Source organism: Pseudomonas sp. PK-RTE-24, assembly GCF_054052265.1.
In genome coordinates this window covers 4,720,013-4,743,516 of the sequence record NZ_CM133224.1, presented here as the reverse complement: position 1 = coordinate 4,743,516, position 23,504 = coordinate 4,720,013, and the positions used below count along the sequence as shown (strand labels likewise).

At 61.0% G+C, this 23,504-nt stretch carries 17 protein-coding genes and 2 riboswitches; of the genes, 11 read left to right on the top strand and 6 right to left on the bottom strand.

Annotated elements, in window-relative coordinates:
* Nucleotides 1-35: 35 nt before the first annotated feature.
* Nucleotides 36-3,746, bottom strand: a complete 3,711-nt coding sequence (gene metH, locus ACV8MC_RS21205) for a methionine synthase (protein WP_236168996.1) — start codon at nt 3,744-3,746, stop codon at nt 36-38.
* 155 nt (nt 3,747-3,901) lie between these two features.
* Between metH and ACV8MC_RS21200 the strand changes: the two genes are divergently transcribed.
* Together ACV8MC_RS21200 and nfuA are read left to right on the top strand one after the other, a co-directional pair.
* Nucleotides 3,902-6,196, top strand: a complete 2,295-nt coding sequence (locus ACV8MC_RS21200) for a fatty acid cis/trans isomerase (RefSeq protein ID WP_457263356.1) — start codon at nt 3,902-3,904, stop codon at nt 6,194-6,196.
* A gap of 104 nt (nt 6,197-6,300) precedes the next feature.
* A complete protein-coding gene (nfuA, locus tag ACV8MC_RS21195; protein ID WP_003225494.1) occupies nt 6,301-6,885 on the top strand; it encodes a Fe-S biogenesis protein NfuA in 585 nt (194 codons plus the stop codon).
* Between the two features lie 144 nt (nt 6,886-7,029).
* Here the strand turns inward: nfuA and cobM are convergent, their stop codons facing one another.
* The 4 genes from cobM to ACV8MC_RS21175 form a co-directional block, all read right to left on the bottom strand.
* A complete protein-coding gene (gene cobM, locus ACV8MC_RS21190; protein WP_056785217.1) occupies nt 7,030-7,776 on the bottom strand; it encodes a precorrin-4 C(11)-methyltransferase in 747 nt (248 codons plus the stop codon).
* 78 nt (nt 7,777-7,854) lie between these two features.
* Nucleotides 7,855-8,268: a cobalamin biosynthesis protein gene (locus ACV8MC_RS21185; protein ID WP_122507089.1), complete on the bottom strand. Its 414-nt coding sequence runs from the start codon at nt 8,266-8,268 to the stop codon at nt 7,855-7,857.
* Nucleotides 8,265-8,966, bottom strand: coding sequence for a CbtA family protein (locus ACV8MC_RS21180; protein WP_056785224.1), 702 nt, complete (start codon nt 8,964-8,966; stop codon nt 8,265-8,267). Before ACV8MC_RS21180 ends, ACV8MC_RS21185 begins: the two co-directional genes overlap by 4 nt.
* A gap of 11 nt (nt 8,967-8,977) precedes the next feature.
* Nucleotides 8,978-9,175, bottom strand: a complete 198-nt coding sequence (locus ACV8MC_RS21175; protein WP_041478703.1) for a CbtB domain-containing protein — start codon at nt 9,173-9,175, stop codon at nt 8,978-8,980.
* Between the two features lie 123 nt (nt 9,176-9,298).
* A riboswitch (cobalamin riboswitch) is annotated at nt 9,299-9,517 on the bottom strand.
* An 879-nt stretch (nt 9,518-10,396) separates the two neighbouring features.
* Nucleotides 10,397-10,608, top strand: a riboswitch (cobalamin riboswitch).
* A 99-nt stretch (nt 10,609-10,707) separates the two neighbouring features.
* Here ACV8MC_RS21175 and cobW point away from each other — a divergent pair.
* The 5 genes from cobW to ACV8MC_RS21150 all read left to right on the top strand — a co-directional run bounded on the left by cobW (nt 10,708) and on the right by ACV8MC_RS21150 (nt 19,432).
* Nucleotides 10,708-11,772: a cobalamin biosynthesis protein CobW gene (cobW, locus tag ACV8MC_RS21170; RefSeq protein WP_457263352.1), complete on the top strand. Its 1,065-nt coding sequence runs from the start codon at nt 10,708-10,710 to the stop codon at nt 11,770-11,772.
* Between the two features lie 3 nt (nt 11,773-11,775).
* On the top strand, nt 11,776-15,624 hold the full coding sequence (cobN, locus tag ACV8MC_RS21165) for a cobaltochelatase subunit CobN (protein WP_457263351.1): 3,849 nt from the start codon (nt 11,776-11,778) through the stop codon (nt 15,622-15,624).
* A 216-nt stretch (nt 15,625-15,840) separates the two neighbouring features.
* A complete protein-coding gene (locus ACV8MC_RS21160; RefSeq protein ID WP_457263350.1) occupies nt 15,841-16,851 on the top strand; it encodes an ATP-binding protein in 1,011 nt (336 codons plus the stop codon).
* The gene (locus ACV8MC_RS21155; RefSeq protein ID WP_310219959.1) at nt 16,824-17,516 is read left to right on the top strand and encodes a vWA domain-containing protein; all 693 of its coding nucleotides are present in this window, start codon (nt 16,824-16,826) and stop codon (nt 17,514-17,516) included. Before ACV8MC_RS21160 ends, ACV8MC_RS21155 begins: the two co-directional genes overlap by 28 nt.
* Before the next feature lie 356 nt (nt 17,517-17,872).
* Complete coding sequence (locus ACV8MC_RS21150) at nt 17,873-19,432, top strand: TerC family protein (RefSeq protein WP_457263348.1); 1,560 nt, start codon at nt 17,873-17,875, stop codon at nt 19,430-19,432.
* Between the two features lie 132 nt (nt 19,433-19,564).
* On the opposite strand, the gene ACV8MC_RS21145 is transcribed toward ACV8MC_RS21150, so the two are convergent.
* Nucleotides 19,565-19,996 carry a thioredoxin family protein gene (locus ACV8MC_RS21145; protein WP_457263346.1) on the bottom strand — a complete coding sequence of 144 codons (432 nt, stop codon included), beginning with the start codon at nt 19,994-19,996 and terminating at the stop codon, nt 19,565-19,567.
* Nucleotides 19,997-20,454: 458 nt separating this feature from the next.
* On the opposite strand from ACV8MC_RS21145, the gene ACV8MC_RS21140 reads away from it, so the two are divergent.
* Genes ACV8MC_RS21140 through ACV8MC_RS21125 form a run of 4 tightly spaced genes read left to right on the top strand, consistent with a single transcriptional unit; the run spans nt 20,455 to nt 23,477 of the window.
* Nucleotides 20,455-21,303: a transporter substrate-binding domain-containing protein gene (locus ACV8MC_RS21140; RefSeq protein ID WP_041478710.1), complete on the top strand. Its 849-nt coding sequence runs from the start codon at nt 20,455-20,457 to the stop codon at nt 21,301-21,303.
* A 51-nt stretch (nt 21,304-21,354) separates the two neighbouring features.
* Nucleotides 21,355-22,017: an amino acid ABC transporter permease gene (locus ACV8MC_RS21135; protein ID WP_024012746.1), complete on the top strand. Its 663-nt coding sequence runs from the start codon at nt 21,355-21,357 to the stop codon at nt 22,015-22,017.
* 9 nt (nt 22,018-22,026) lie between these two features.
* Nucleotides 22,027-22,689 (top strand): amino acid ABC transporter permease, encoded by a 663-nt coding sequence (locus tag ACV8MC_RS21130; protein WP_252869351.1) that lies wholly within the window; start codon nt 22,027-22,029, stop codon nt 22,687-22,689.
* Nucleotides 22,686-23,477 carry an amino acid ABC transporter ATP-binding protein gene (locus ACV8MC_RS21125; protein ID WP_041478713.1) on the top strand — a complete coding sequence of 264 codons (792 nt, stop codon included), beginning with the start codon at nt 22,686-22,688 and terminating at the stop codon, nt 23,475-23,477. Before ACV8MC_RS21130 ends, ACV8MC_RS21125 begins: the two co-directional genes overlap by 4 nt.
* Nucleotides 23,478-23,504: the final 27 nt, after the last annotated feature.

Here is a 23,504-nt window from a genome sequence, read left to right as displayed (position 1 = left end):
AGTCGCAAACTACCGGATCGGGCTTGCAACAAGCCTCAGCTGTCGTAACCCAGATTCGGCGCCAGCCAACGCTCGGTCACGCTCAGATCCTGTCCCTTGCGTGCGGTGTAGCTTTGCACCTGATCCTTGTCGATCTTGCCCACCGCAAAGTATTGCGCTTGCGGATGGGCGAAGTACCAGCCGCTGACCGCTGCGGCGGGGAACATTGCGTAGTGTTCGGTGAGGAACACGCCACTGCGCCCGGCGCGCATTTCCGCAGCCTCTGGATCGAGCAGGGTGAACAGCGCCGCTTTCTCGGTGTGATCCGGGCAGGCCGGGTAGCCCGGAGCGGGGCGGATGCCACGGTATTGCTCTTTGATCAGTGCATCGTTGTCGAGGGTTTCATCCTTGGCGTAACCCCAATGTTCTTTACGCACTTGCTGGTGCAGCCATTCGGCGCAGGCCTCGGCCAAGCGGTCGGCGAGGGCCTTGACCATGATCGAGTTGTAGTCGTCGCCAGCGTCCTGATAAGCCTTGGCCACTTCTTCGGCGCCGATGCCGGCGGTGGTAATGAAACCGCCGACGTAGTCGGTGACTTCGCTGTCTTTGGGCGCAACGAAGTCGGCGAGGCAGAAGTTCGGTTTGCCGTCGGTCTTGATGATCTGCTGGCGCAAGTGATGCAGCTTGGCCAATGGCTTGCCGTTATCGTCGTACAGCTCGATGTCGTCTTCGTTGACCTGATTGGCCGGCCAGAAACCGAACACCGCACGGGCGCTGATCAGCTTTTCGTCGATCAGCTTGGCGAGCATTTCCCGGGCGTCCTTGTACAGCGCAGTGGCGGCCTCACCGACCACTTCATCTTCAAGGATGCGCGGGAACTTGCCGGCCAGGTCCCAGGAAATGAAGAAAGGCGTCCAGTCGATGTACTCGGCCAGCACGTTCAAATCGATATTGTCGAGCACCTTGCTGCCGGTGAAGGTCGGTACCACTGGCTGATAATTGGCCCAGTCGAATTGCGGCTTCTTGGCGATGGCGGCGGCATAGCTCAGGCGTTCGGTGCGGGCGCTGCGATTGGAAGTGCGCTCGCGCACGTCGATGTATTCCAGGCGGGTCTTCTCGACGAAACCGGCCTTGAGCTCCTTGGACAACAACTGTGTCGCCACGCCGACGGCGCGCGAGGCGTCGGTCACGTAGACCACGGCATCGTTGCTGTACTTCGGCTCGATCTTCACCGCAGTGTGCGCCTTGGAGGTGGTCGCGCCACCGATCATCAGCGGCAGATGGAAATCCTGACGCTGCATTTCGCGGGCAACGTGAACCATCTCGTCCAGCGACGGGGTGATCAGGCCGGAAAGGCCGATGATGTCGCACTTTTCTTCTTTGGCGACCTGCAGGATCTTCTCGGCCGGGACCATCACGCCGAGGTCGACGATGTCATAGCCGTTGCAACCAAGCACCACGCCAACGATGTTCTTGCCGATGTCGTGCACGTCGCCCTTGACCGTGGCCATGAGGATCTTGCCCTTGGCTTCCGGCTTGTCGCCTTTCTCCAGTTCGATGAACGGGATCAAGTGCGCCACGGCCTGCTTCATCACGCGGGCGGATTTCACCACTTGCGGGAGGAACATTTTGCCGGCGCCGAACAGGTCGCCGACGATGTTCATGCCGGACATCAGCGGGCCTTCGATCACTTCGATCGGCCGCGCAAACGACTGGCGGGATTCTTCGGTGTCTTCAACGATGTGCGTGGTGATGCCCTTGACCAGCGCGTGCTCCAGACGTTTGTTGACGTCCCAGTTGCGCCATTCTTCGGTCTCGGCTTCCTTGACGCTGCCGTCGCCCTTGTACTTGTCAGCGATGGCGAGGAGGGCGTCGGTGCCGTCCGGGGTGCGATTGAGGATCACGTCTTCGACCGCGTCGCGCAGCTCCACCGGGATCTGATCGTAGATCTCCAGTTGACCGGCGTTGACGATGCCCATGGTCAGCCCGGCGCGGATCGCGTAGAGCAGGAACACCGAGTGAATCGCCTCACGCACCGGGTTGTTGCCACGGAACGAGAACGACACGTTGGACACGCCGCCGGAGCTCAACGCATACGGCAGCTCGTCGCGGATGTAGGCGCAGGCATTGATGAAGTCGACGGCGTAGTTGTTGTGCTCTTCGATGCCTGTAGCGACGGCGAAGATGTTCGGGTCGAAGATGATGTCTTCCGGCGGGAAGCCGACTTCGTTGACCAGAATGTCGTAGGAGCGTTTGCAGATCTCTTTCTTGCGCGCTTCGGTGTCGGCCTGGCCGGCTTCGTCGAAGGCCATCACCACCACCGCAGCGCCGTAGCGCTTGCACAGCTTGGCGTGGTGGATGAACTGCTCGACGCCTTCTTTCATGCTGATCGAGTTGACGATGCCCTTGCCCTGGATGCACTTGAGGCCGGCTTCGATGACTTCCCATTTCGACGAGTCGATCATGATCGGCACGCGCGAGATATCCGGTTCGCCGGCGATCAGATTGAGGAAGGTCACCATGGCCTTCTTCGAATCGAGCATGCCCTCGTCCATGTTGATGTCGATGATCTGCGCGCCGGCCTCGACCTGCTGCAGCGCGACTTCGAGGGCTTCGGTGTAGTTGTCTTCACGGATCAGGCGGGCGAATTTTGCCGAGCCGGTGATGTTGGTGCGCTCGCCGACGTTGACGAACAGCGAGCTGCGATCAATGGTGAACGGCTCCAGACCCGAAAGGCGGCAGGCCTTGGGGATGTCCGGAATCTGCCGCGGCGCATAACCGGCCACAGCTTTGGCAATCGCTTCGATGTGCCCCGGCGTGGTGCCGCAGCAACCGCCGACGATGTTGAGGAAACCGCTCTGGGCGAACTCTTCGATGACTTTCGCGGTTTGCGAGGGCAGTTCATCGTACTCGCCGAATTCATTGGGCAGGCCGGCGTTCGGGTGCGCCGAAACGTGGGTGCTGGCCTTGTTCGACAGCTCTTCCAGGTACGGGCGCAGTTCGCTGGCGCCGAGGGCACAGTTCAGGCCTACGGAAATCGGCTTGGCGTGCGCTACCGAGTTCCAGAACGCTTCGGTAGTCTGCCCCGACAGGGTTCGGCCGGAGGCGTCGGTGATGGTCCCGGAAATCATGATCGGCAATTCGAGGTGCAGCTCTTCGAACACACCTTGAACGGCGAAGATCGCCGCTTTGGCGTTGAGGGTGTCGAAAATGGTTTCGATCAGGATCAGATCGGCGCCGCCCTCGATCAGGCCTTTGGTGGCTTCGGTGTAGTTTTCCACCAGCTCATCGAAGGTGACGTTGCGGTAGCCGGGGTTGTTGACGTCGGGCGACAGTGAGCAGGTGCGGCTGGTCGGGCCGAGCACGCCGGCCACGAAGCGCGGCTTGGCCGGGTTTTCGGCGGTCTTGGCGTCGGCAATCTTGCGCGCCAGACGTGCGCCTTCTACGTTTAACTCGTACGCCAGCTCTTCCATACCGTAATCGGCCATGGAAATGCGCGTGGCGTTGAAGGTGTTGGTTTCGAGAATGTCGGCGCCGGCGTCCAGATAGGCTTTTTCGATACCGCCGATCACGTCCGGACGGGTGATCACCAGCAGGTCGTTGTTGCCCTTGACGTCACTCGGCCAGTCCGCGAAGCGCTTGCCGCGATAATCCTGTTCTTCGAGCTTGTAGCTCTGGATCATCGTGCCCATCCCGCCGTCGAGAATCAGGATGCGCTCTTTGAGGGCTTGCTTGAGAGCTTGAAGGCGGACGCTGCGATCGGACATGTGGACTACTCGGAAAGACCATTACGAAGGAGCGCGATCATAGCAAACCTGTGCGCTTTTGGAGCATGTGCAGCTTTTGCATGAATATCGCTCATGTTGGTACGAGCGTCATAACGGTAGAATCGCAGCCTTTTTTTATCATCGAGATCAGCAGCATGCCGCACCGCTTCATCAGTTTATGGTTGCTGGTCCTGAGCGGGAGCGTTGCGGCGCAAGATCCCGCCATTTCTTCTTCCATCTCCTACAGCCGAGACATCCAACCGATCTTCACCGAGAAGTGCGTAGCCTGCCATGCGTGCTATGACTCGGCCTGTCAGCTCAATCTCGGCAGTGGCGAAGGCGCCGCCCGTGGCGCGAGCAAGATGCCGGTATATGACGGCGAACGTACCCAGGCGGCACCGACCACGCGATTGTTTTACGACGCCTTCGGCAAGCGCGCCTGGCAGCAGAAAGACTTCTATTCGGTACTCGACGCCCAGGGCAGTCAGGCCGCGCTGATGGCGCGGATGCTTGAACTCGGCCACAAGACGCCGCTGACGCCGAACGCCAAGCTGCCAGAAGAGATTGTTCTTGGGCTCAATCGCAACAATCTATGCGCAATGCCTGCGGAGTTCGACGGATATGCCGGCGCGCACCCGAAAGAGGGTATGCCGCTGGCCGTCACCGGTCTGACCGACCAGCAATACCAGACCTTGCAGCGCTGGCTGGCGTCTGGCGCGCCGATTGATGAGCAGAGCCTGGCGCCGACTGCCAAAGAGGCCATGCAGATCCTGCAGTGGGAGAACCTGCTCAATGCTCCCGGTGCTCGGCAAAGCCTGGTCGGGCGCTGGCTGTTCGAGCACTGGTATCTGGCGCACATCTATTTCAAGGACGGTGAGCCGGGGCATTATTTCCAGTGGGTGCGTTCGCGCACGCCGAGCGGCCAGCCGATTGATCTGATCGCCACTCGCCGCCCCAACGACGACCCGGGCACGCAGGTGTATTACCGCTTGTGGCCGGTGCAAGGGGTGATCGTGCACAAGACGCACATCACTTATCCGCTGAGCGCGGCGAAAATGGCCCGGATCAAGAGCCTGTTCTACAGCGGCAACTGGCAGGTCAACGCGTTACCGGGTTACGGGCCGCAAAGCCGCGCCAATCCGTTTGCCACCTTCGAGGCGATTCCGGCGCAGGCGCGCTATCAATTCATGCTCGATAACGCTGAATACTTCGTCCGCACCTTCATTCGCGGCCCGGTGTGCCGTGGGCAGATCGCGACCGACGTGATCCGCGACAACTTCTGGGCGCTGTTCCAGGCGCCGGAACATGATCTCTATATCACCGACCCGAACTACCGCGGCCAGGCCACGCCGCTGCTGGCGATGCCGGGGCAGAACGACGATGTCGGCAGCGTGCTGAGTCTGTGGCGCAACTATCGCGACAAGCGCAACGAATACGAGGCACTGCGCCGTGACAGCTACGCCGATCTGCCGGCGCCGAGCTGGTCGACGCTGTGGGCCGGCAACGACAACGCCTTGCTGAGCATTTTCCGCCACTTCGACAGTGCTTCGGTGACCAAGGGGCTTATCGGTGAGGTGCCGCAAACCATGTGGCTGTTCGACTATCCGCTGCTGGAACGCACCTATTACCAGCTCGCGGTCAATTTCGACGTGTTCGGCAACGTCTCCCATCAGGCGCAGACCCGTCTGTATTTCGACCTGATCCGTAACGGCGCGGAGCAGAACTTCCTGCGCCTGATGCCCGCCGACTCGCGCGAGGACTACCTCAACGATTGGTACCAGGATGGCGGTCAATTCAAGATGTGGCTCGATTACGAGGCCATCGATGACGACAAACCGACCGCGCTGAAACTCGACGAAGAAGACCCGAAACACGATTTCGCCATGCAGTTGCTGGCGCGCTACGGTGATCTGAACGCGCGGCCAGACCCGATCAATCGCTGCGACGACGCTTATTGCTCGCGACCGAATATCGATCCGGCGTTGCAGAATGCCGAGCAGGCCCTGAGCCGTCTGGCGTCGCGCCCGGCCGCAGGGCTGAAAGTCATTGACCAGTTGCCCGAAGCGACCTTGCTGCGCGTTGAAACCGCCAGCGGCAAGCGCGAGGTCTACAGCCTGCTGCGCAACCGCGCCCACAGCAACGTGGCGTTTTTGCTCGGTGAGTCGCGGCGCTATCAGCCAGGGCTCGACACCCTGACGATCTATCCGGGTGTGCTCAGCAGTTACCCGAATTTCATGTTCAACGTCCCGGCCGAGCAGGTGCCGGCGTTTGTCGATGCCATGGAAAACGCCAGGGATGTCAATCGGTTCGAAAAGATCGTCGAGCGCTGGGGCATTCGGCGCAGTCATCCGCAGTTCTGGCTGTATTTCCACGATCTGAGCCAGTACATCCATGAAACCGACCCGGTGGAAGAGGGCGTGCTGGATATGAACCGGTACGAGAATCTTTGAGTATTCGCAGGCGTGTGCCCGGGATTCTTTCCCGACAAAAATACTAGGACTTTGTCAGCCGCGCCGATTGGCGTAAACTGCGCCCACGCCTGCGAGGAGTTTTTATGACCGCTATTACCATTACCGACGCCGCCCATGATTACCTGGCTGATCTGCTCTCCAAGCAGAACACCCCGGGCATCGGCATCCGCGTTTTCATCACCCAGCCTGGTACCCAGTACGCTGAAACCTGCATTGCCTACTGCAAGCCAGGCGAAGAGAAACCCGAAGATACTGCGCTGGGGCTGAAAAGCTTTACCGCCTACATCGATTCCTTCAGCGAAGCGTTTCTCGATGACGCGGTCGTTGATTACGCCACCGACCGCATGGGCGGCCAGTTGACCATCAAGGCGCCAAACGCCAAGGTGCCGATGGTCAACGCCGACAGCCCGGTCAACGAGCGCATCAACTACTACCTGCAAACCGAGATCAACCCGGGGCTGGCCAGCCACGGCGGTCAGGTCAGCCTGATCGATGTGGTCGAGGACGGCATCGCCGTGTTGCAGTTCGGTGGCGGTTGCCAGGGCTGCGGCCAGGCTGACGTAACCTTGAAGGAAGGCATCGAGCGCACCCTGCTCGAGCGCATTCCGGAGCTCAAGGGCGTTCGCGACGTGACCGACCACACGCAGAAAGAAAACGCCTACTACTAAGGTGTTCGCTGCGAACATGAAAAACGGCGCCCCGTGAGCGCCGTTTTTTTATGGGTAACTTTTGCCGCCCCCATTCGCGAGCAGGCTCGCTCCCACATTGAAATGCAATCACCTGTGGGAGCGAGCCTGCTCGCGAAAGCGTCTTCAAGGGCGATAAAGATGCGCATGCCCGGCCCGATACAACGAAGACTCGCTGAACACCTCGCTGCCCAGCACCCTGCCAACCAAGATCAGCGCCGTACGCCGAAAGCCTTTGGCCTCGACCTTTGCGGCAATGTCCGCCAATGTACCTACCACCCAGTCCTGATCCGGCCATGTCGCGCGGTGAATAACGGCAATCGGGCAGTCCGCGCCGTAATGCGGCAGCAGTTCAACCAGTATCTTTTCCAGATGATTGACCCCCAGATGAATGGCCATGGTCGCGCCGTGCTGCGCCAGGCTCGCCAGTTCTTCGCCGGCGGGCATCGCGGTCTTGTCGGCGTAACGGGTCAGGATCACGCTTTGCGAAATGTCCGGCAGAGTGAGCTCTGCGCCCAGCAGTGCTGCGCATGCCGCTGTGGCGGTCACGCCAGGGATGATCTCGAAAGGAATGCTCAGCTCACGCAAGTGGCGGATCTGCTCACCAATCGCGCCGTACAGACCTGGATCCCCCGAATGCACACGGGCCACATCCTGGCCTTTGGCATGGGCGCTCCTGATCAAATCGATGATTTGTTCCAGATGCAGTTCGGCGCTGTTGGCCACGATTTCGGCCTGATGACCTTCCAGCACCGCTGCGGGTACCAGCGAGCCGGCATAAATGATCACCGGGCAGCTGCGAATCAGCCGTTGGCCTTTGACGGTGATGAGTTCCGGGTCGCCGGGGCCGGCGCCGATGAAGTAGACGGTCATCGTTGAATCCTTGTGAAGAGGCGCAGGCACACTGCAGATGAAGCGTGCTCATGATCGATGGCGGGGATTATCGGGATTTTATGCAGCGCCGGCCAATGCCAGCGTGGCCTGCGCATATTTCTGCCGGTGGATCAGCAGTTTCGCCGGCGCCTGAATCAGTTGCTCGGCGAGCGCCAGCGCGGCGCTTTCCGCCACGCCGTAGCAGCCGGTGCGCTCAAAGGCGATCTGCGATTGATGGCTGAGGCGCTGCTGATAGGGCGCCAGTTCGGCACTGTTGAAATACTGCAGCGGCAGGTTCAATTGTGTGGCCAGTTCCAGCAACCCCGGTTCGTCGCGCTTGAGGTCGATACTCGCCAAAGCCTTGACCGCTCGCAGCTCGATGCGGTGCGCCTGCAACGCTTGATCGAGTAACGCACGCAACGTACTGGCCGGGCAGCCCCGCTGGCAGCCGAGGCCGACCACGAGGGTCGGCGCTGCGCGGTCATCGGTCATGCCTGATATGGGCCTGCGCTTTTGCGGCGGAACAACCATGCACTGATCAGGCCCAAGGCCAGCCAGAACGCGACGTTGGTCAGCTGCGAAGCGATTTTGAACTGGGTTTCCAGTGCCTCTGGAGCGAGCATCGAATGCACCTGCGGTTGCGGCGCGCCGATCACATGCGGCACGGCGAGAATCGCTACACCAAGAAGCTTCATCAGCCAGTGACGGCTGAAAGCGATCAGTGCCAGGCCGACAGCGGTCGAAGCGGCAGTGCCGATCCACCAGATCTGCCGCGAAGCCAGATCGGCGGCGGCTGTGCCCGGCAACTCAGGTGGCAGGCCCAAGGTCGGCGCGAGAACGAACGTGGCGTAACCGGCCAGACCCCAGAGCAGCCCTTGCGAGGTCTTGGTCGGCGCGCGCAAGGTGTACAGGCCGGCGAGCATCAAGGCGAAACCCACTGCCACCACCAGATTACCGCCAGTGGTCGAGACCACACGCTGCCAGCCGTCTTCCGGCTCCCAGGCTTCGCCATCATGGCTGTGGGCGGCGGTGCCGGCGGCGTGTTCGTGGACTTGCGCGACCGGTTCGGATTTCTCGAAGGTTTCGGCCTGCAGAATCAACGGTGATACCCAGAAACTCTGTAGCAAGGTCAGCAGCAGGGCGGCCAGCAAGCCGGTGAAGCCTGCGGTTTGCGCGATACGCTTGATCATTTCGGCAGGCCTCAGTGGCACGGGAACGCGGCGCTGTGGCGGGTATCGTGGGCGGCGTTGTGCACCGCTTCGATGTGCGAGAAACCGGCGAACCAGACCAGGCTGGCGCCGAGGATCGAGGCAAAGAGGGCGGCGGCGACGCGTTGGCCGAGTGTGGTGCTGCTGGAAATGGGGTCAGTGTGGCTGACAGTGTTACTGATGATCGACATAGCGCTTCCCTCTGAAATGTCAGCGGGTAAACAGAGCGCATGAAAATCCCTGCGGGCCGGGCACGCAGGGATTTCGAACAGCGCCCGCCCACCGCGGGTTTGTTTGTGTTCAGCGGCGCTTGCGCGTGCTGGGTGTTGCGGGCCGGTCTCCGGGCTCGCGAGGGGTTGGCTGGTCGCCGACCTGCAAGCATCACCTTCCCATGCCGGGGCACAGTGGATCTGACGCTTCGCTCGCTTACCGTTGCGGGGGCAGCACCGGACTGACATGGCTTTGAGTAAAGCACATGATTCACCGGTTTCCCGTTTCACCCTGTGAAGGGCACCCGTAACAAGGTGTGCAGGAGAACATGGGTTTGGGTTTTTAGTCAATTTCCGGGAGTTTTCGGTGCTGCAGTGGGGGTATTTTTCTGATGTTTTTGTGTGTATATCCGTTGCTGCGGGTGTTGCTGATTACGGTTTCGCCCTTACGGCGAGGCACTTTTTCCAAACGCCGAAAAAGTACCCAAAAAGGCTTGCTCCTACGTTCGGCCCTCGCAGGCTCGGGTTCCTTCGCTCCGGGACTGATCCGGGCGCAGCGGCTCCGGTTTGCTTCGCTGCACCTACACTCGCTGTGTACGACTGCGTCGTACGGTCGCTGCGCTCCCACGCCCGGATCAATCCCTCCACTCAGCCTTCCGACGTCGCCGGTGGATCAAGATCAAGAGCACTCGAGCTAACGCTCATTGTTGAGTGGGGCGGCTTCGCCGCGGGCAGCTGCGCTGCTTTGCGTTTGCTTTGTAGGCGAGCCTGCTCGCGAAGGCGGCCTGACAGCCACCTGTTCTTGAGCTGGTGCGCGATCCAACTGTAGGAGCTGCCGAAGGCTGCGATCTTTTGATCTGGCTTCTGCTTTTGCTTCGGCTCTTGATCTTTTGCCCCTTCGGCAGGCTTCGTTACGGGATCGATCCGGGGGTGGGAGCGCAGCGACCGTACGACGCAGTCGTACACAGCGGAAGGAGGTGCAGCGAAGCAAACCGTAGCCGCTGCGCCCGGATCGGTCCCGTAACGAAGGTACCCCGAGCCCCAGCGAGCGGGCCGTACGCCGGGGCAAAGCCTTTTGGTTCCTTTTTGGCGTTTGAAAAAGGGACTCGCTGTAAGAGCGAAACCATAAGAAGCCGTTACCGCAGCAACGGATATACCCCCAGTTTCAGACTCACCGACCATTGACCCACGACGGACCCATGCGTAGCCTTGCGCTTTCGAGGTTCTTCGGCACTCGCCGAAGCTAAGAAGGGAACGCGGTCAAAGCCGCGGCTGCCCCCGCAACTGTGAACGGTGATGTTCGTTGCCACGCCACTGCCAGCTCAACCGATGAGCCAGCGGGAAGGCGCAATGGACGCCAGGCCCAACGCCTGAACGCCGTCAGCCAGGAGACCTGCCTCGTCACAGATTCTCACTACAACCGGGCGGGGTGATCCGGTGGCGAATGCTTCCGGCGTGCACGCGCGCTGCCGGTTCTCGTCCCGTATGCCCGCCGCTTGCCAAAGGGCATACCGATGAAAACACTGGCCAAACTCCCCGTCACCATCGTCACCGGTTTCCTCGGTTCGGGCAAAACCACGCTGCTGCGGCACATGCTCGACAACGCTCAGGGCCGGCGCATCGCGGTGATCGTCAACGAGTTTGGCGAGCTGGGCATCGACGGTGAAATCCTCAAGCAATGCACCATCGGCTGCACCGAAGAAGAGGCCAGCGGCCGCGTTTATGAGCTGACCAACGGCTGCCTGTGCTGCACGGTGCAGGAAGAATTCTTCCCGGTGATGCGCGAACTGGTCGCCCGTCGCGGCGATCTCGACCACATTCTTATTGAAACCTCGGGCCTGGCCCTGCCCAAGCCGTTGGTGCAAGCCTTCCAGTGGCCGGAAATTCGCAGTGCCTGCACCGTCGATGCAGTCATCACCGTGGTCGATAGCCCGGCGGTCGCCGCAGGCACATTCGCTGCGTTCCCGGATCAGGTCGATGCCCAGCGCAAACTCGATCCGAACCTTGATCACGAATCGCCACTGCATGAACTGTTCGCCGATCAACTGGCCAGCGCTGACCTGGTCATCCTCAACAAAGCCGACCAGACCAGCCCGGAAGATCTGGCTCGCGTACGCGCTGAAGTCGCCGAAGAGCTGCCGCCAGCGGTAAAAATCGTCGAAGCCAGCAATGGCCGCCTGCCGCTCGACGTGCTGATCGGTCTCGGTGCCGGCTCTGAAGAGCATATCGACAGCCGCCACAGCCACCACGATCACCACCATGACGGTGATGACGACGACCACGATCACGACGCCTTCGATTCGATCTCCATCGAATTGCCGCAAGCCGACGAAAGCCTGCTGCTCGACGCGCTGACGCAACTGGTGGTGCAGCACGGCATCCTGCGGGTCAAAGGCTTCGCGGCGATTCCGAACAAGCCGATGCGCCTGTTGATCCAGGGCGTGGGCACGCGTTTCGACAAGCATTTCGACCGCCAGTGGGGTGCCGACGAAGCGCGGGTGACGCGTCTGGTGCTGATCGGTCAGGAGCTTGATGCGGCACAACTCGAAGCGCAATTGCGCGCTGCGCTCAGCGTTTAAGCCATGCACCTGCTCAGGACCCAGCCCGGCGGATTCGTCTCGGACGACAACATTGCCGACCTCGGACAAACCCCCGCCGAGCTGGTGATCCTGTGCAGCGGCGATTCCAGCCTGGCGCTGCTCGCCGAGGCTGCGCAGCAACTGCCCGATGATTATCCGAGCCTGCGTCTGGCCAACCCGATGCAGGTCCAGAATCACGCCTCTGTCGATCTGTATGTCGACGAAGTGCTGCGCCACGCCAAGGTCATTCTGATCTCACTGCACGGCGGCATCGCCTATTGGCGCTACGGTGTCGCGCGGCTGGTCGAGTTGTCCGAACGCGGCGTGCAACTGATTCTGGTGCCCGGCGATGACCGCCCGGACCCCGAGCTCAGCGACTTGAGCACGGTCAGCGCCGACGTGCGCGATCGACTCTGGCAATTCCTGCGTCAGGGCGGCATGGGTAACGCGCTGGATTTCTTCCGTTGCCTGGGCAACCAATGGTTCGCCCGCGATTACCCGTGGAGCGAGCCGCAAACCCTGCCGCGCACGGCGATTTATCACCCACAGAAAAACAGCGCTGCCCTGAGCGACTGGCAAGCCGAATGGCTGCCCGGTCAACCGGTGGCGGCGCTGTTGTTTTATCGCTCGCATTTGCAGGCGGCGAACACGGCGTTCATCGATGTGTTCTGTCAGCGTTTGCAGGCAGCCGGACTCAATCCGCTGCCGATCGCGGTGGCCAGTCTGAAAGAACCCGGTTGCTTGTCGGTGGTCGAGGACTGGCTGGATGAAGTCGAGGCGGGGGTGATTCTCAACACCACCGGTTTTGCCCAATCGAGTCCCGAGGCGCCGCATCTGCGCCCGTTTCGCCGCAACATCCCGGTGATTCAAGCGATCTGCGCCCAGGACAACGAGCCTGGCTGGCGCGACAGCGAGCAGGGCCTCGGGCCGCGCGATCTGGCGATGCACATTGCTTTGCCCGAACTTGACGGACGCATCATCAGCCGCCCGATCAGCTTCAAGGATCTGGCCTGGCGCAGCGAGCGCAGCCAGTCCGATGTGGTCTGTTATCGCGCCCAACCTGAACGCATGGATTTCGTCGCCGAACTGGCGCGGCGCTGGATTGCTCTGGGGCGGGTGCCCAATGGCGAAAAACGCATCGCGCTGATCCTCGCCAACTACCCGACCCGCGACGGCCGCATCGGCAACGGTGTCGGCCTCGATACGCCAGCGGCGGCGCTGAACATCCTCCGCGCTTTGCGCGAAGAGGGTTATCCGGTCACGGCCGAGTTGCCCGATAGCGGCACCGAGCTGATCCAGCAATTGCTCGGCGGTGTCAGCAACGACCTCGACAGTCTTGACCTGCGCCCGTGCCAGCAAAGCCTGGCGATGGACGATTACCTGGCAATGTTCAACGCGTTGCCGGAGGCGAATCGCGCGGCGGTACTCGAGCGCTGGGGATCGCCACACAACGATCCGATGTGTCGCGACGGCCGGCTGATGATCGCCGGTCTGCGTTTCGGTCTGACCTTTGTCGGCATCCAGCCGGCCCGCGGTTATCAGGTCGATCCCAGCTCGGTGTATCACGACCCGGATCTGGTCCCGCCGCACGGCTATCTGGCCTTCTATTTCTGGTTGCGCAACACCTACGGCGCCCACGGCGTGATCCACGTCGGCAAGCACGGCAATCTCGAATGGCTGCCGGGCAAAGGTGTTGGGCTGTCGGAAAACTGCTGGCCCGACGCGCTGCTCGGGCCGTTGCCGAATATCTATCCGTTTATCGTCAACGATCCGGGCGAGGGTGCCCAGGCCAAACGGCGCACGCAAGCGGTGATCATCGACCACTTGATGCCACCGCTGACCCGCGCCGAAACCTATGGGCCGCTGCGCAATCTGGAGTTGCTGGCCGACGAATATTACGAGGCGCAACTGCTCGATCCGCGCCGTGCCCGCGAGTTGCAGCGCGACATTCTGCAATTGGTGCGGGACACGCAGATCGACCGCGAGCTGCAACTGGATGCAGCGCTGGACAGCGATGCCGATGCGGCGATCTGGTTGCCGCGTCTCGACACTTATCTGTGCGATCTGAAGGAATCGCAGATTCGCGATGGGTTGCACATTTTTGGTGAATCGCCGAGCGGGCGCTTGCGTATCGACACCTTGCTGGCGTTGCTGCGCATCCCGCGCGGTGACGGTAAAGGCGCGCAGTCGAGCTTGTTGCGAGCGTTGGCCAAGGCGTTTGAGTTGGGCTTCGACCCCTTGGATTGTGCATTGGCCGATCCTTGGAATGGCCCGTGTCCGATCGAGTTGCAGGCCATCAGCGAAGAAGTCTGGCGCACCGCCGGCGACACCCGCGAACGCCTCGAACTCTTCGCCGCAGGCCTGATCTTCCAAGCACTGAATGTCCCCTGTGGGAGCGAGCCTGCTCGCGAAAGCGGTGCGTCAGGTAAATCATTGTTGAATGACACACCGAGTTCGCGAGCAGGCTCGCTCCCACAAGGGGCGGGTTGGGCTGAGGTTGATTCGATACTCGACCATCTGCGCGAAGTCGTCGCCCCGCGCCTCGACGCTTGCGGCCCCGCCGAAATGCGCGGTCTGCTCGACGCCCTCAGCGGTCGTTTCGTCCCGGCCGGCCCCAGCGGTGCGCCCAGCCGTGGCCGCCTCGACGTGCTGCCGACCGGGCGCAACTTCTATTCGGTGGACGTGCGCAATCTGCCGACCACCACCGCGTGGCGCATCGGATTCCAGTCGGCAACGCTGATTCTCGAACGGCATCTGCAGGACCACGGCGATCACTTGCGCCAGCTCGGCCTGTCGGTCTGGGGCACCGCGACCATGCGCACCGGCGGCGACGACATCGCTCAGGCCATGGCTTTGATGGGCGTGCGTCCGGTCTGGGCCACGGGCAGTCAGCGCGTGGATGATTTCGAGATTCTGCCGCTGAGCCTGCTCGATCGTCCGCGAGTTGACGTGACGCTGCGGGTTTCGGGGTTTTTCCGTGATGCGTTTGCCAATCTCATCCGCCTGTTCGACGCCGCCGTGCAAGCGGTGGCCGCGCTGGACGAGCCGGATGACTTGAACCCACTCGCCGCCAAGGTACGTGCCGAACGCGAGGCGTTATTGCAATCGGGCGTCGATGAGGACACCGCGCGGCGTCAAGCCGGGTGGCGCATCTTCGGCGCGAAACCGGGGGCGTATGGCGCCGGTGTGCAAGGCGCTATCGACGGACGTCTGTGGCAGTCGCGCGAAGACCTCGCCGAGGTCTACCTGAACTGGGGCGCCTATGCTTACGGCGGTGCCGACGAGGGCACGGCCGCCCGCGCGCAATTCAGCCAGCGCCTGAGCCAGGTGCAAGCCGTGCTGCAAAACCAGGACAACCGCGAGCATGACTTGCTCGATTCCAACGATTACTACCAGTTCCAGGGCGGCATGCTCGCGGCGGTGGAGACTCTGCGCGGCGAAGCGGCGGCCAGTTATTACGGCGATCACAGCCAACCGGATCTGCCGAAGATTCGTACCTTGAAGGAAGAATTGAACCGCGTGGTGCGCTCGCGCGCGGCGAATCCGAAGTGGATCGACGGAATCAAGCGTCACGGCTACAAAGGCGCGTTCGAACTGGCGGCGACGGTTGATAATCTGTTCGCCTTCGATGCGACGACGCAGTTGATCGACGACCATCAGTACGCGTTGCTGGCGGAGGCATATTTGCTCGATCCGGCGACCCGGGATTTTGTTCGTGAGCATAATCCCCATGCGCTGCGCGACATGACCGAACGCATGCTCGAAGCGCAGCAGCGCGGAATGTGGCAGGAGCCTGGGGCTTATAAAGAGGCGCTGGAGAATTTGCTGTTGGATATCGAGGAAGATATGTAACCGCTAAAAAGCTACCCTCACCCCAGCCCTCTCCCGGAGGGAGAGGGGGCCGATCTTTAGCGCTGTCGAAGTTTGCGTCGACCCCGATGCATCACGTCGACAGAACTCGAGAGGCCATCACGGTCTGTTCCCTCTCCCTCTGGGAGAGGCTAGGGTGAGGGCAACAACTGACACACCACAACGTCACGACCATCCACGACCACGAAAGAGAAACCCATGACCGACACCCCGCATTTCCCGCTCTCCGCCGTGGTCGGCGCCGATGACTTGAAGCTCGCCCTGTGCCTGACCGCCATCGACCCGAAAATCGGCGGCGTACTCATCGAAGGTCCGCGCGGCATGGCCAAGTCGACCCTGGCCCGGGGCTTGGCGGATCTGCTCGCCAGCGGCCAATTCGTCACGTTGCCATTGGGCGCAACTGAAGAGCGCCTGGTCGGCACCCTCGATCTCGACGCTGCCCTGAGCGGCGGTCGCGCGCAGTTTTCGCCCGGTGTTCTGGCCAAGGCTGACGGTGGCGTGCTCTATGTCGATGAGGTGAATCTGCTGCCCGATCATCTGGTCGACCTGCTGCTCGATGTCGCCGCCAGCGGTACCAACCTGATCGAGCGTGACGGCATTTCCCATCGGCATTCGGCCAAATTCGTTCTGATCGGCACCATGAACCCGGAAGAGGGCGAACTGCGGCCACAACTGCTTGACCGCTTCGGCTTGAACGTTGCCCTCAGCGGCCACACTGCGCCCGCCGAACGTGGACAGATCATTCGCCGGCGGCTGGATTTCGACAGCAATCCGCAAGGGTTCTGCGCGCAGTGGGCGAGCGAGCAACACATCCTGCGTTCGCGCTGTGAAAGCGCCCGCGAGCGCTTGGCAGCCATCCCGCTGGATGATGCGGCATTGGCGTTGATTACCGAGCGTTGTTTCGCCGCCGGCGTCGATGGCTTGCGCGCTGATCTGGTCTGGTTGCGCGCGGCTCGCGCCCATGCGGCGTGGCGTGGGGCCGATGCGATTGCTGAAGAGGATATCGACGCGGTGGCCGAATTTGCCCTGCGCCATCGCCGTCGCGAACAACCTTCATCCAGCGCCCAATCACAAGCGCAATCTCCGTCAGGCACAGACAGCAAATCCGGCGAAGGCCAGGGCCAGTGGGGCGAGATGCCGGCAACGGCGCAAGCTACCGGTGCCCGCCGCGAAGTTCCGAGCTGGCCGCCACAGGCAAAAAAGCCCTAGGCATTCGCCCCCGATCAGACGCGGGGGCGAATGCCAGACCCCGTGCCGGACAACTCGACAATGGCCGCCAGGGCCAACGGCACGCTGCCAGCAGCGGTTCGGTGAACTGGCCGGGCACGCTGCTCAATGGCCGCCCGCAGCGCCGCGCCGATTTGCTGTTTCAACAGCGCACCCGTTCGCCCCATGAAATCTGGCTGGTGATCGTCGACGCGTCGGCCTCGACCCGTCGCCATCAGGCCTTGAGCGATGCCAAGGGCCTGCTCGCGCAGTTGTTCGACGATGCTTACCGCCAGCGGGCGCGGCTGGCGTTGCTGACCGCCAGTGGTTCTGCGCCGAAATGGCAGGTGCAAGGTTTGAAGGCCTCAAGCGGCCTGAGCACCTGGCTTGACGGTCTGGGCGCTGGTGGCGGCACGCCGTTGCTCGCGGCGCTGGAACAGGCGCAGCAATGGCTGACGGTTAGACGCAAGCGCTTTCCCGCCGAACAGCAACGCTGTCTGATCGTGACCGATGGTCGCTTGAAAGAGCTGTCGGGGTTGCCGGTGCTGGCGTGCCCGGGATTGCTGATCGACATCGAACGCGGGCCGATCCGACTGGGCCGGGCGAAGGATCTGGCGACCGCGCTGCAAGCGCAGTATCAGCATATCGATGAGCTGGGTCTACGCTGAATCCGCCGCACCGCTCGCACCCTGTGGGAGCGAGCCTGCTCGCGAAGGCTTTTTCGGCAACGCTGAAAGTCTCCGATCAAGGTCATTCATACAGATTTTGAAATGATTTACCGCTGTGGAGCGGACCAGTCGACCCTGTACGCTCGAAGGCCATTTTTCATTCAGGATCTACATGAACACCCTCTCGGAGCCTCCCAGTCAGCACTCTCCAGCGCAACGTTGCGCGGTCTTGATCCATTCGCAGCATCCCGTCTTCCGACTCCCGACTATGGTTGATAACGCGGCCCTTGAGCCTTCGCGTTGCACTTCGCCGTGTCCGGCCGCCTGAATTCACTGTAGAGAGATCGAGACGTTTTATGGAATGGTTAGCGGATCCCACGGCCTGGTTAGGCCTGTTGACTCTGATCGTGCTGGAACTGGTACTGGGTATCGACAACCTGGTGTTCATCGCAATTCTTGCCGACAAACTGCCGCCGCATCAGCGTGATCGTGCGCGCATCATCGGCTTGTCGCTGGCGTTGATCATGCGTCTGGGCCTGTTGGCGAGCATTTCCTGGCTGGTTACGCTCACGCAGCCGTTGTTCGAGGTGTTCGACAAGAGCTTCTCCGGCCGCGACCTGATCATGCTGTTCGGTGGCGTGTTCCTGTTGTTCAAAGCGACGATGGAGTTGCATGAACGCCTCGAAGGCCACGTCGGCGAGCGCTCGACCAACACGACCTACGCGCTGTTCTGGCCGATCGTGGCGCAGATCGTGGTGCTTGACGCGGTGTTCTCGCTCGACGCGGTGATTACCGCCGTGGGCATGGTCGATGAACTGGCGGTGATGATGATCGCCGTGATCATTTCCATCGGCCTGATGATCGTCGCCAGCAAGCCGCTGACCCGCTTTGTCAACGCGCACCCGACCGTGATCATGCTGTGCCTGGGCTTCCTGATGATGATCGGTTTTGCCCTGACCGCAGAAGGTCTGGGCTTCCATATCCCGAAAGGTTACCTGTACGCGGCCATCGGTTTCTCGATCCTGATCGAGGTGTTCAATCAGATCGCCCGGGCACGGCGCAAACGTTCGATGCAGGGCGTGCGGCCGATGCGCGAGCGCACGGCCCATGCGGTGATGCGTCTGCTCGGCGGGCGCAAGCTGGCGGCGGAGGAGGTTGGCGAGGAAATCTCCGACCTGCTGGACAACGGTGAAGCGCCGGTGGCCGAGCTGTTCGACCGTCGTGAGCGGGTGATGATCAGCGGTGTGCTGCAACTGGCGGAACGGCCGATTCGCAACCTGATGACGGTGCGCGCCGACGTTGACCTGATTGATCTTGCGGATGACGCCGAAACCATTCGCACGAATTTGATGCATTCGTCCTACTCGCGCTTGCCGTTGATTCGCGATGGCGCGGTGGACGAGCCGCTCGGCTTCGTACACAAGAAGGAATTGCTCAAGGAGTATCTGACCGGCAATGAGCCGAACCTTGAGCATCTGGCTCGCAAGACCGTCAATCTGCTCGACAGTTACTCAATCCTCAATGCCCTGGAGCAGATGCGCGCGGCGTCAACGCACATTGCCTTCGTGGTCAATGAATTTGGCGATTTTGTCGGCGTACTGACCATGACCGACATCCTCGAATCGATCGCTGGCGAACTACCCGATGCCAGCGAAATCGAAGGCCCGGACGTGGTCGAAGAGCGCGGCGGGTTTCTGGTCAGCGGCGCGCTGCCCTTGGCTCGCGTTCGCCAGCGTACCGGCTTCGATGCCGAGCCGACCGAGGATTATCAGACGATGGCCGGGTTGGTGATGAGTCTGCTGGATCGCTTGCCGATGACCGGTGATCGACTGGAATACGAGGGCTGGCAACTGACTGTCAAAGCGGTGGAAGAGCGGCGGGTGACGCGGGTGTTGCTGGAGCGCGCTGCCGCGTAATACTTGCGCTTTCTAAAAGCTGTGCCTGCCTTTTTGCGAGCGGGCTAGCTGCCACATTGCAACGCGGTTCAATGTGGCAGCTAGCCTGCTCGCGAAGGCAATTTGGCAGGCACTTCACAGCTCTGGGCTCGTTCAGAACATCCGGCGTAGGCGTCCACGTGGAACGGTACGCAAAGTACGAAGTGTCTGACGCAGCCAAGGCAGATCATGCTTTCGTTTACGCGCGGCAAAGGGGGCTTTGGTCTTGCCGATGTGCACGGCGAAATCCCGTGCGAGGGTTTCTTCAGTGCCGATACCTTTGAGCTTTTTCATCAGCCTGCCGTTTTTATAGAACAGCACGGTTGGCGTGCCCGTGACATTCGGGTGCTTGGGCGATTGGCTGGTGTTGAGCATATAGATGTTGGCGCGCAGTCGGTAAGGCTCGGCAATCTGCCGAAAGATCGGCCCGGCCCATTCGCAGGCGGGGCAATGTTCATTGGCGAAATAAAGAATGACCGGACGCCAGGTTTTCAGGGCTTTGCGGTAAACCGGGGCCAACGCGGAAGTTGTGTTGGTGACGTTCATCGAAGGGTCCTTTTCAACGAGCGGATAGGTTGCTTGACGTTAAAGGAGTAGGCATGTCGGGGTCTACTGTCAGAAATTACAGGTGGACTGCGTAACCACGAGAAGTGCTGTCGTCACGGTGATAGCCGTCGCGAAACGGCAGGGTGGTGATGTCTACAGGCAGGCGCTAAAGCGCTGATACCGGGTTTTGCTCAACTGTCACCCTGATTCGCACCACAATGGCGCGATCTGACCCAAGTTGGGAACGCATTACCCCTTTCCTGGCTTTGTCAGGTGTTTCCTTCGCTCCTGGTCGGGCCAAACCCTTTGGTCCACGAAACATATCTTGTTGATTCCAAAAGCGTTCAACGCAGTTACAGATTTCGGGAGATTCCTGTGGCACACTTTCTGCTGTCTATTCCGCAGTAACAAACCGTGTTCCGGTATAGCGGAATAAACACAATTGTGGAGTGCTTGCCATGCGTCGCCATCCTTCGTTGTTCAAAGCGTGTGTTTTTGTCCTTGCGGCTTCTTCCTCGGTCATGGGTCTGGCCCAGGCGGCCGACAGCAAGCTCGACAGTGTTCTCGCCCGTGGCAAGTTGATCGTGGGCACCGGCAGCACCAACGCGCCGTGGCACTTTCAGGGCGCGGACGGCAAGTTGCAGGGTTTTGATATCGACATCGCCAGGATGGTGGCCAAGGGACTGTTCAACGACCCGAGTAAAGTCGAGTTCGTGGTGCAGTCGTCCGATGCGCGTATCCCCAACCTGCTGACCGACAAGGTCGACATGAGCTGCCAGTTCATCACCGTCACCGCGAGCCGCGCGCAGCAAGTGGCATTCACTCTGCCGTACTACCGCGAAGGCGTCGGCCTGCTGTTGCCGAACAACAGCAAGTACAAGGAAATCGAAGACCTGCAGGCAGCGGGCGATGACGTTACCGTTGCGGTGCTGCAAAACGTCTACGCCGAAGAATTGGTGCATCAGGCATTGCCCAAGGCCAAGGTCGATCAGTACGACAGCGTCGACCTGATGTATCAGGCAGTGAACTCCGGCCGTGCCGATGCCGCCGCAACCGATCAGTCGTCGGTCAAATACCTGATGGTGCAGAACCCGGGCCGCTACCGCAGCCCGAGCTATGCCTGGAGCCCGCAGACTTACGCCTGCGCAGTCAAACGTGGCGATCAGGACTGGCTGAACTTCGTAAACACCGCGCTGCATGAAGCAATGACCGGGGTTGAGTTCCCGACCTACGCCGCCTCCTTCAAGCAATGGTTCGGTGTCGATCTGCCGTCGCCCGCGATCGGTTTCCCAGTCGAATTCAAATGATCCCGTGAGAGTGGGGCGATTTCAGTCGCCCCGCTCAAGGTACTGCTGACCATGAATTATCAGTTGAACTTTGCCGCCGTGTGGCGCGATTTCGACACCTTGCTGGCAGGGCTCGGGCTGGGCTTGCAGCTGGCGCTGGTGTCGATCGCCATCGGCTGCGTGATCGGCCTGCTGATGGCGTTTGCCTTGCTCTCCAAACATCGCGCCTTGCGGGTGCTGGCCTCGGTGTACGTCACGGTGGTGCGCAACACGCCAATCCTGGTGTTGATTCTGTTGATCTACTTCGCACTGCCCAGTCTTGGCATTCGTCTGGACAAGATTCCTTCGTTCATCATCACGCTGTCGCTGTATGCCGGCGCGTACCTGACCGAAGTCTTTCGTGGCGGCTTGCTGAGCATTCCCAAAGGCCAGCGTGAAGCCGGGCTGGCAATCGGTCTCGGTGAATGGCAGGTCAAGGCTTACGTCACCGTGCCGGTGATGCTGCGCAATGTGCTGCCGGCGCTGTCGAACAACTTCATTTCGCTGTTCAAGGACACCTCGCTGGCGGCTGCGATTGCGGTGCCGGAGCTGACCTATTACGCGCGCAAGATCAACGTCGAGAGCTACCGGGTGATCGAAACCTGGCTGGTGACCACGGCGTTGTATGTCGCGGCCTGTTACCTCATTGCCATGCTGCTGCGTTACCTCGAGCAGCGTCTGGCGATCCGCCGATAGGAGGCTGCGATGTACCAATCTCCCAGTTGGTTGCATGAATTGTGGCTCGCGCGCGAGCCGTTGTGGCAGGGCTTTCTGACCAGTGTGCAGGTCTCGGCGCTGGCCATTGTGCTGGGCACGCTGCTTGGTGTGGTCGCCGGCCTGGTCCTGACTTACGGCAGATTCTGGATGCGCGCGCCGTTTCGGCTTTACGTCGATCTGATTCGCGGCACGCCGGTGTTTGTATTGGTGCTGGCCTGCTTTTATATGGCGCCGGCGCTCGGTTGGCAGATCAGCGCGTTTCAGGCCGGAGCCCTGGGCCTGACGCTGTTCTGCGGCTCGCACGTCGCCGAAATCGTTCGTGGCGCCCTGCAAGCCTTGCCGCGCGGGCAGATGGAGGCGGGCAAAGCCATCGGCCTGACGTTCTACCAATCCCTCGGCTACGTGCTGTTGCCTCAGGCGCTGCGGCAGATCCTGCCGACCTGGGTCAATTCGTCGACCGAAATCGTCAAGGCGTCGACCTTGCTCTCGGTGATCGGTGTCGCCGAATTGCTGCTCAGCACACAACAGATCATCGCCCGAAACTTCATGACCCTGGAGTTCTACCTGTTCGCCGGTTTTCTGTTCTTCGTCATCAACTACGGCATCGAGTTACTCGGCCGGCACATTGAAAAGCGGGTGGCCTTGCCATGACTCAAGCTCAAGTTGCTTCACAGAATCAGGCGCTGCTGGACATTCGCGGCCTGCACAAACAGTACGGCGCGGTGGAAGTGCTCAAGGGTGTCGACCTGAGCATGCAGCGCGGCAACGTCGTTACGCTGATCGGCTCCAGTGGCTCGGGCAAGACCACGCTGCTGCGTTGCGTGAACATGCTTGAAGAGTTTCAGGGCGGGCAGATCCTGCTCGACGGCGAATCCATCGGCTATGACGAGGTCAACGGTAAACGCGTGCGTCACCCGGAAAAGGTCATTGCCCGTCATCGTGCGATGACCGGCATGGCGTTCCAGCAATTCAACCTGTTTCCGCACCTGACCGCGTTGCAGAACGTCACCTTGGGCCTGCTCAAGGTGAAGAAGATGCACAAGGACGAAGCCGTGGTGCTTGCCGAAAAATGGTTGGAGCGTGTCGGCCTGCTGGAGCGGCGCAATCACTTTCCCGGTCAGTTGTCCGGCGGCCAGCAACAGCGCGTGGCGATTGCCCGAGCTATTGCGATGAACCCGAGCCTGATGCTCTTTGACGAAGTCACTTCGGCCCTCGATCCGGAGCTGGTCGGTGAGGTGCTCAACGTGATCAAGGGGCTGGCCGAGGACGGCATGACCATGTTGCTGGTGACCCACGAAATGCGTTTCGCTTTCGAGGTCTCGGACAAGATCGTTTTCATGAATCAAGGGCGGATCGAAGAGCAGGGGCCTCCCAAGGAACTGTTCGAACGCCCGCAATCGCCGCGTCTGGCGGAATTTCTCAAAAGCACGCGGTTTTGAATCTGCACTTTTGCAATCAGGAGAAAC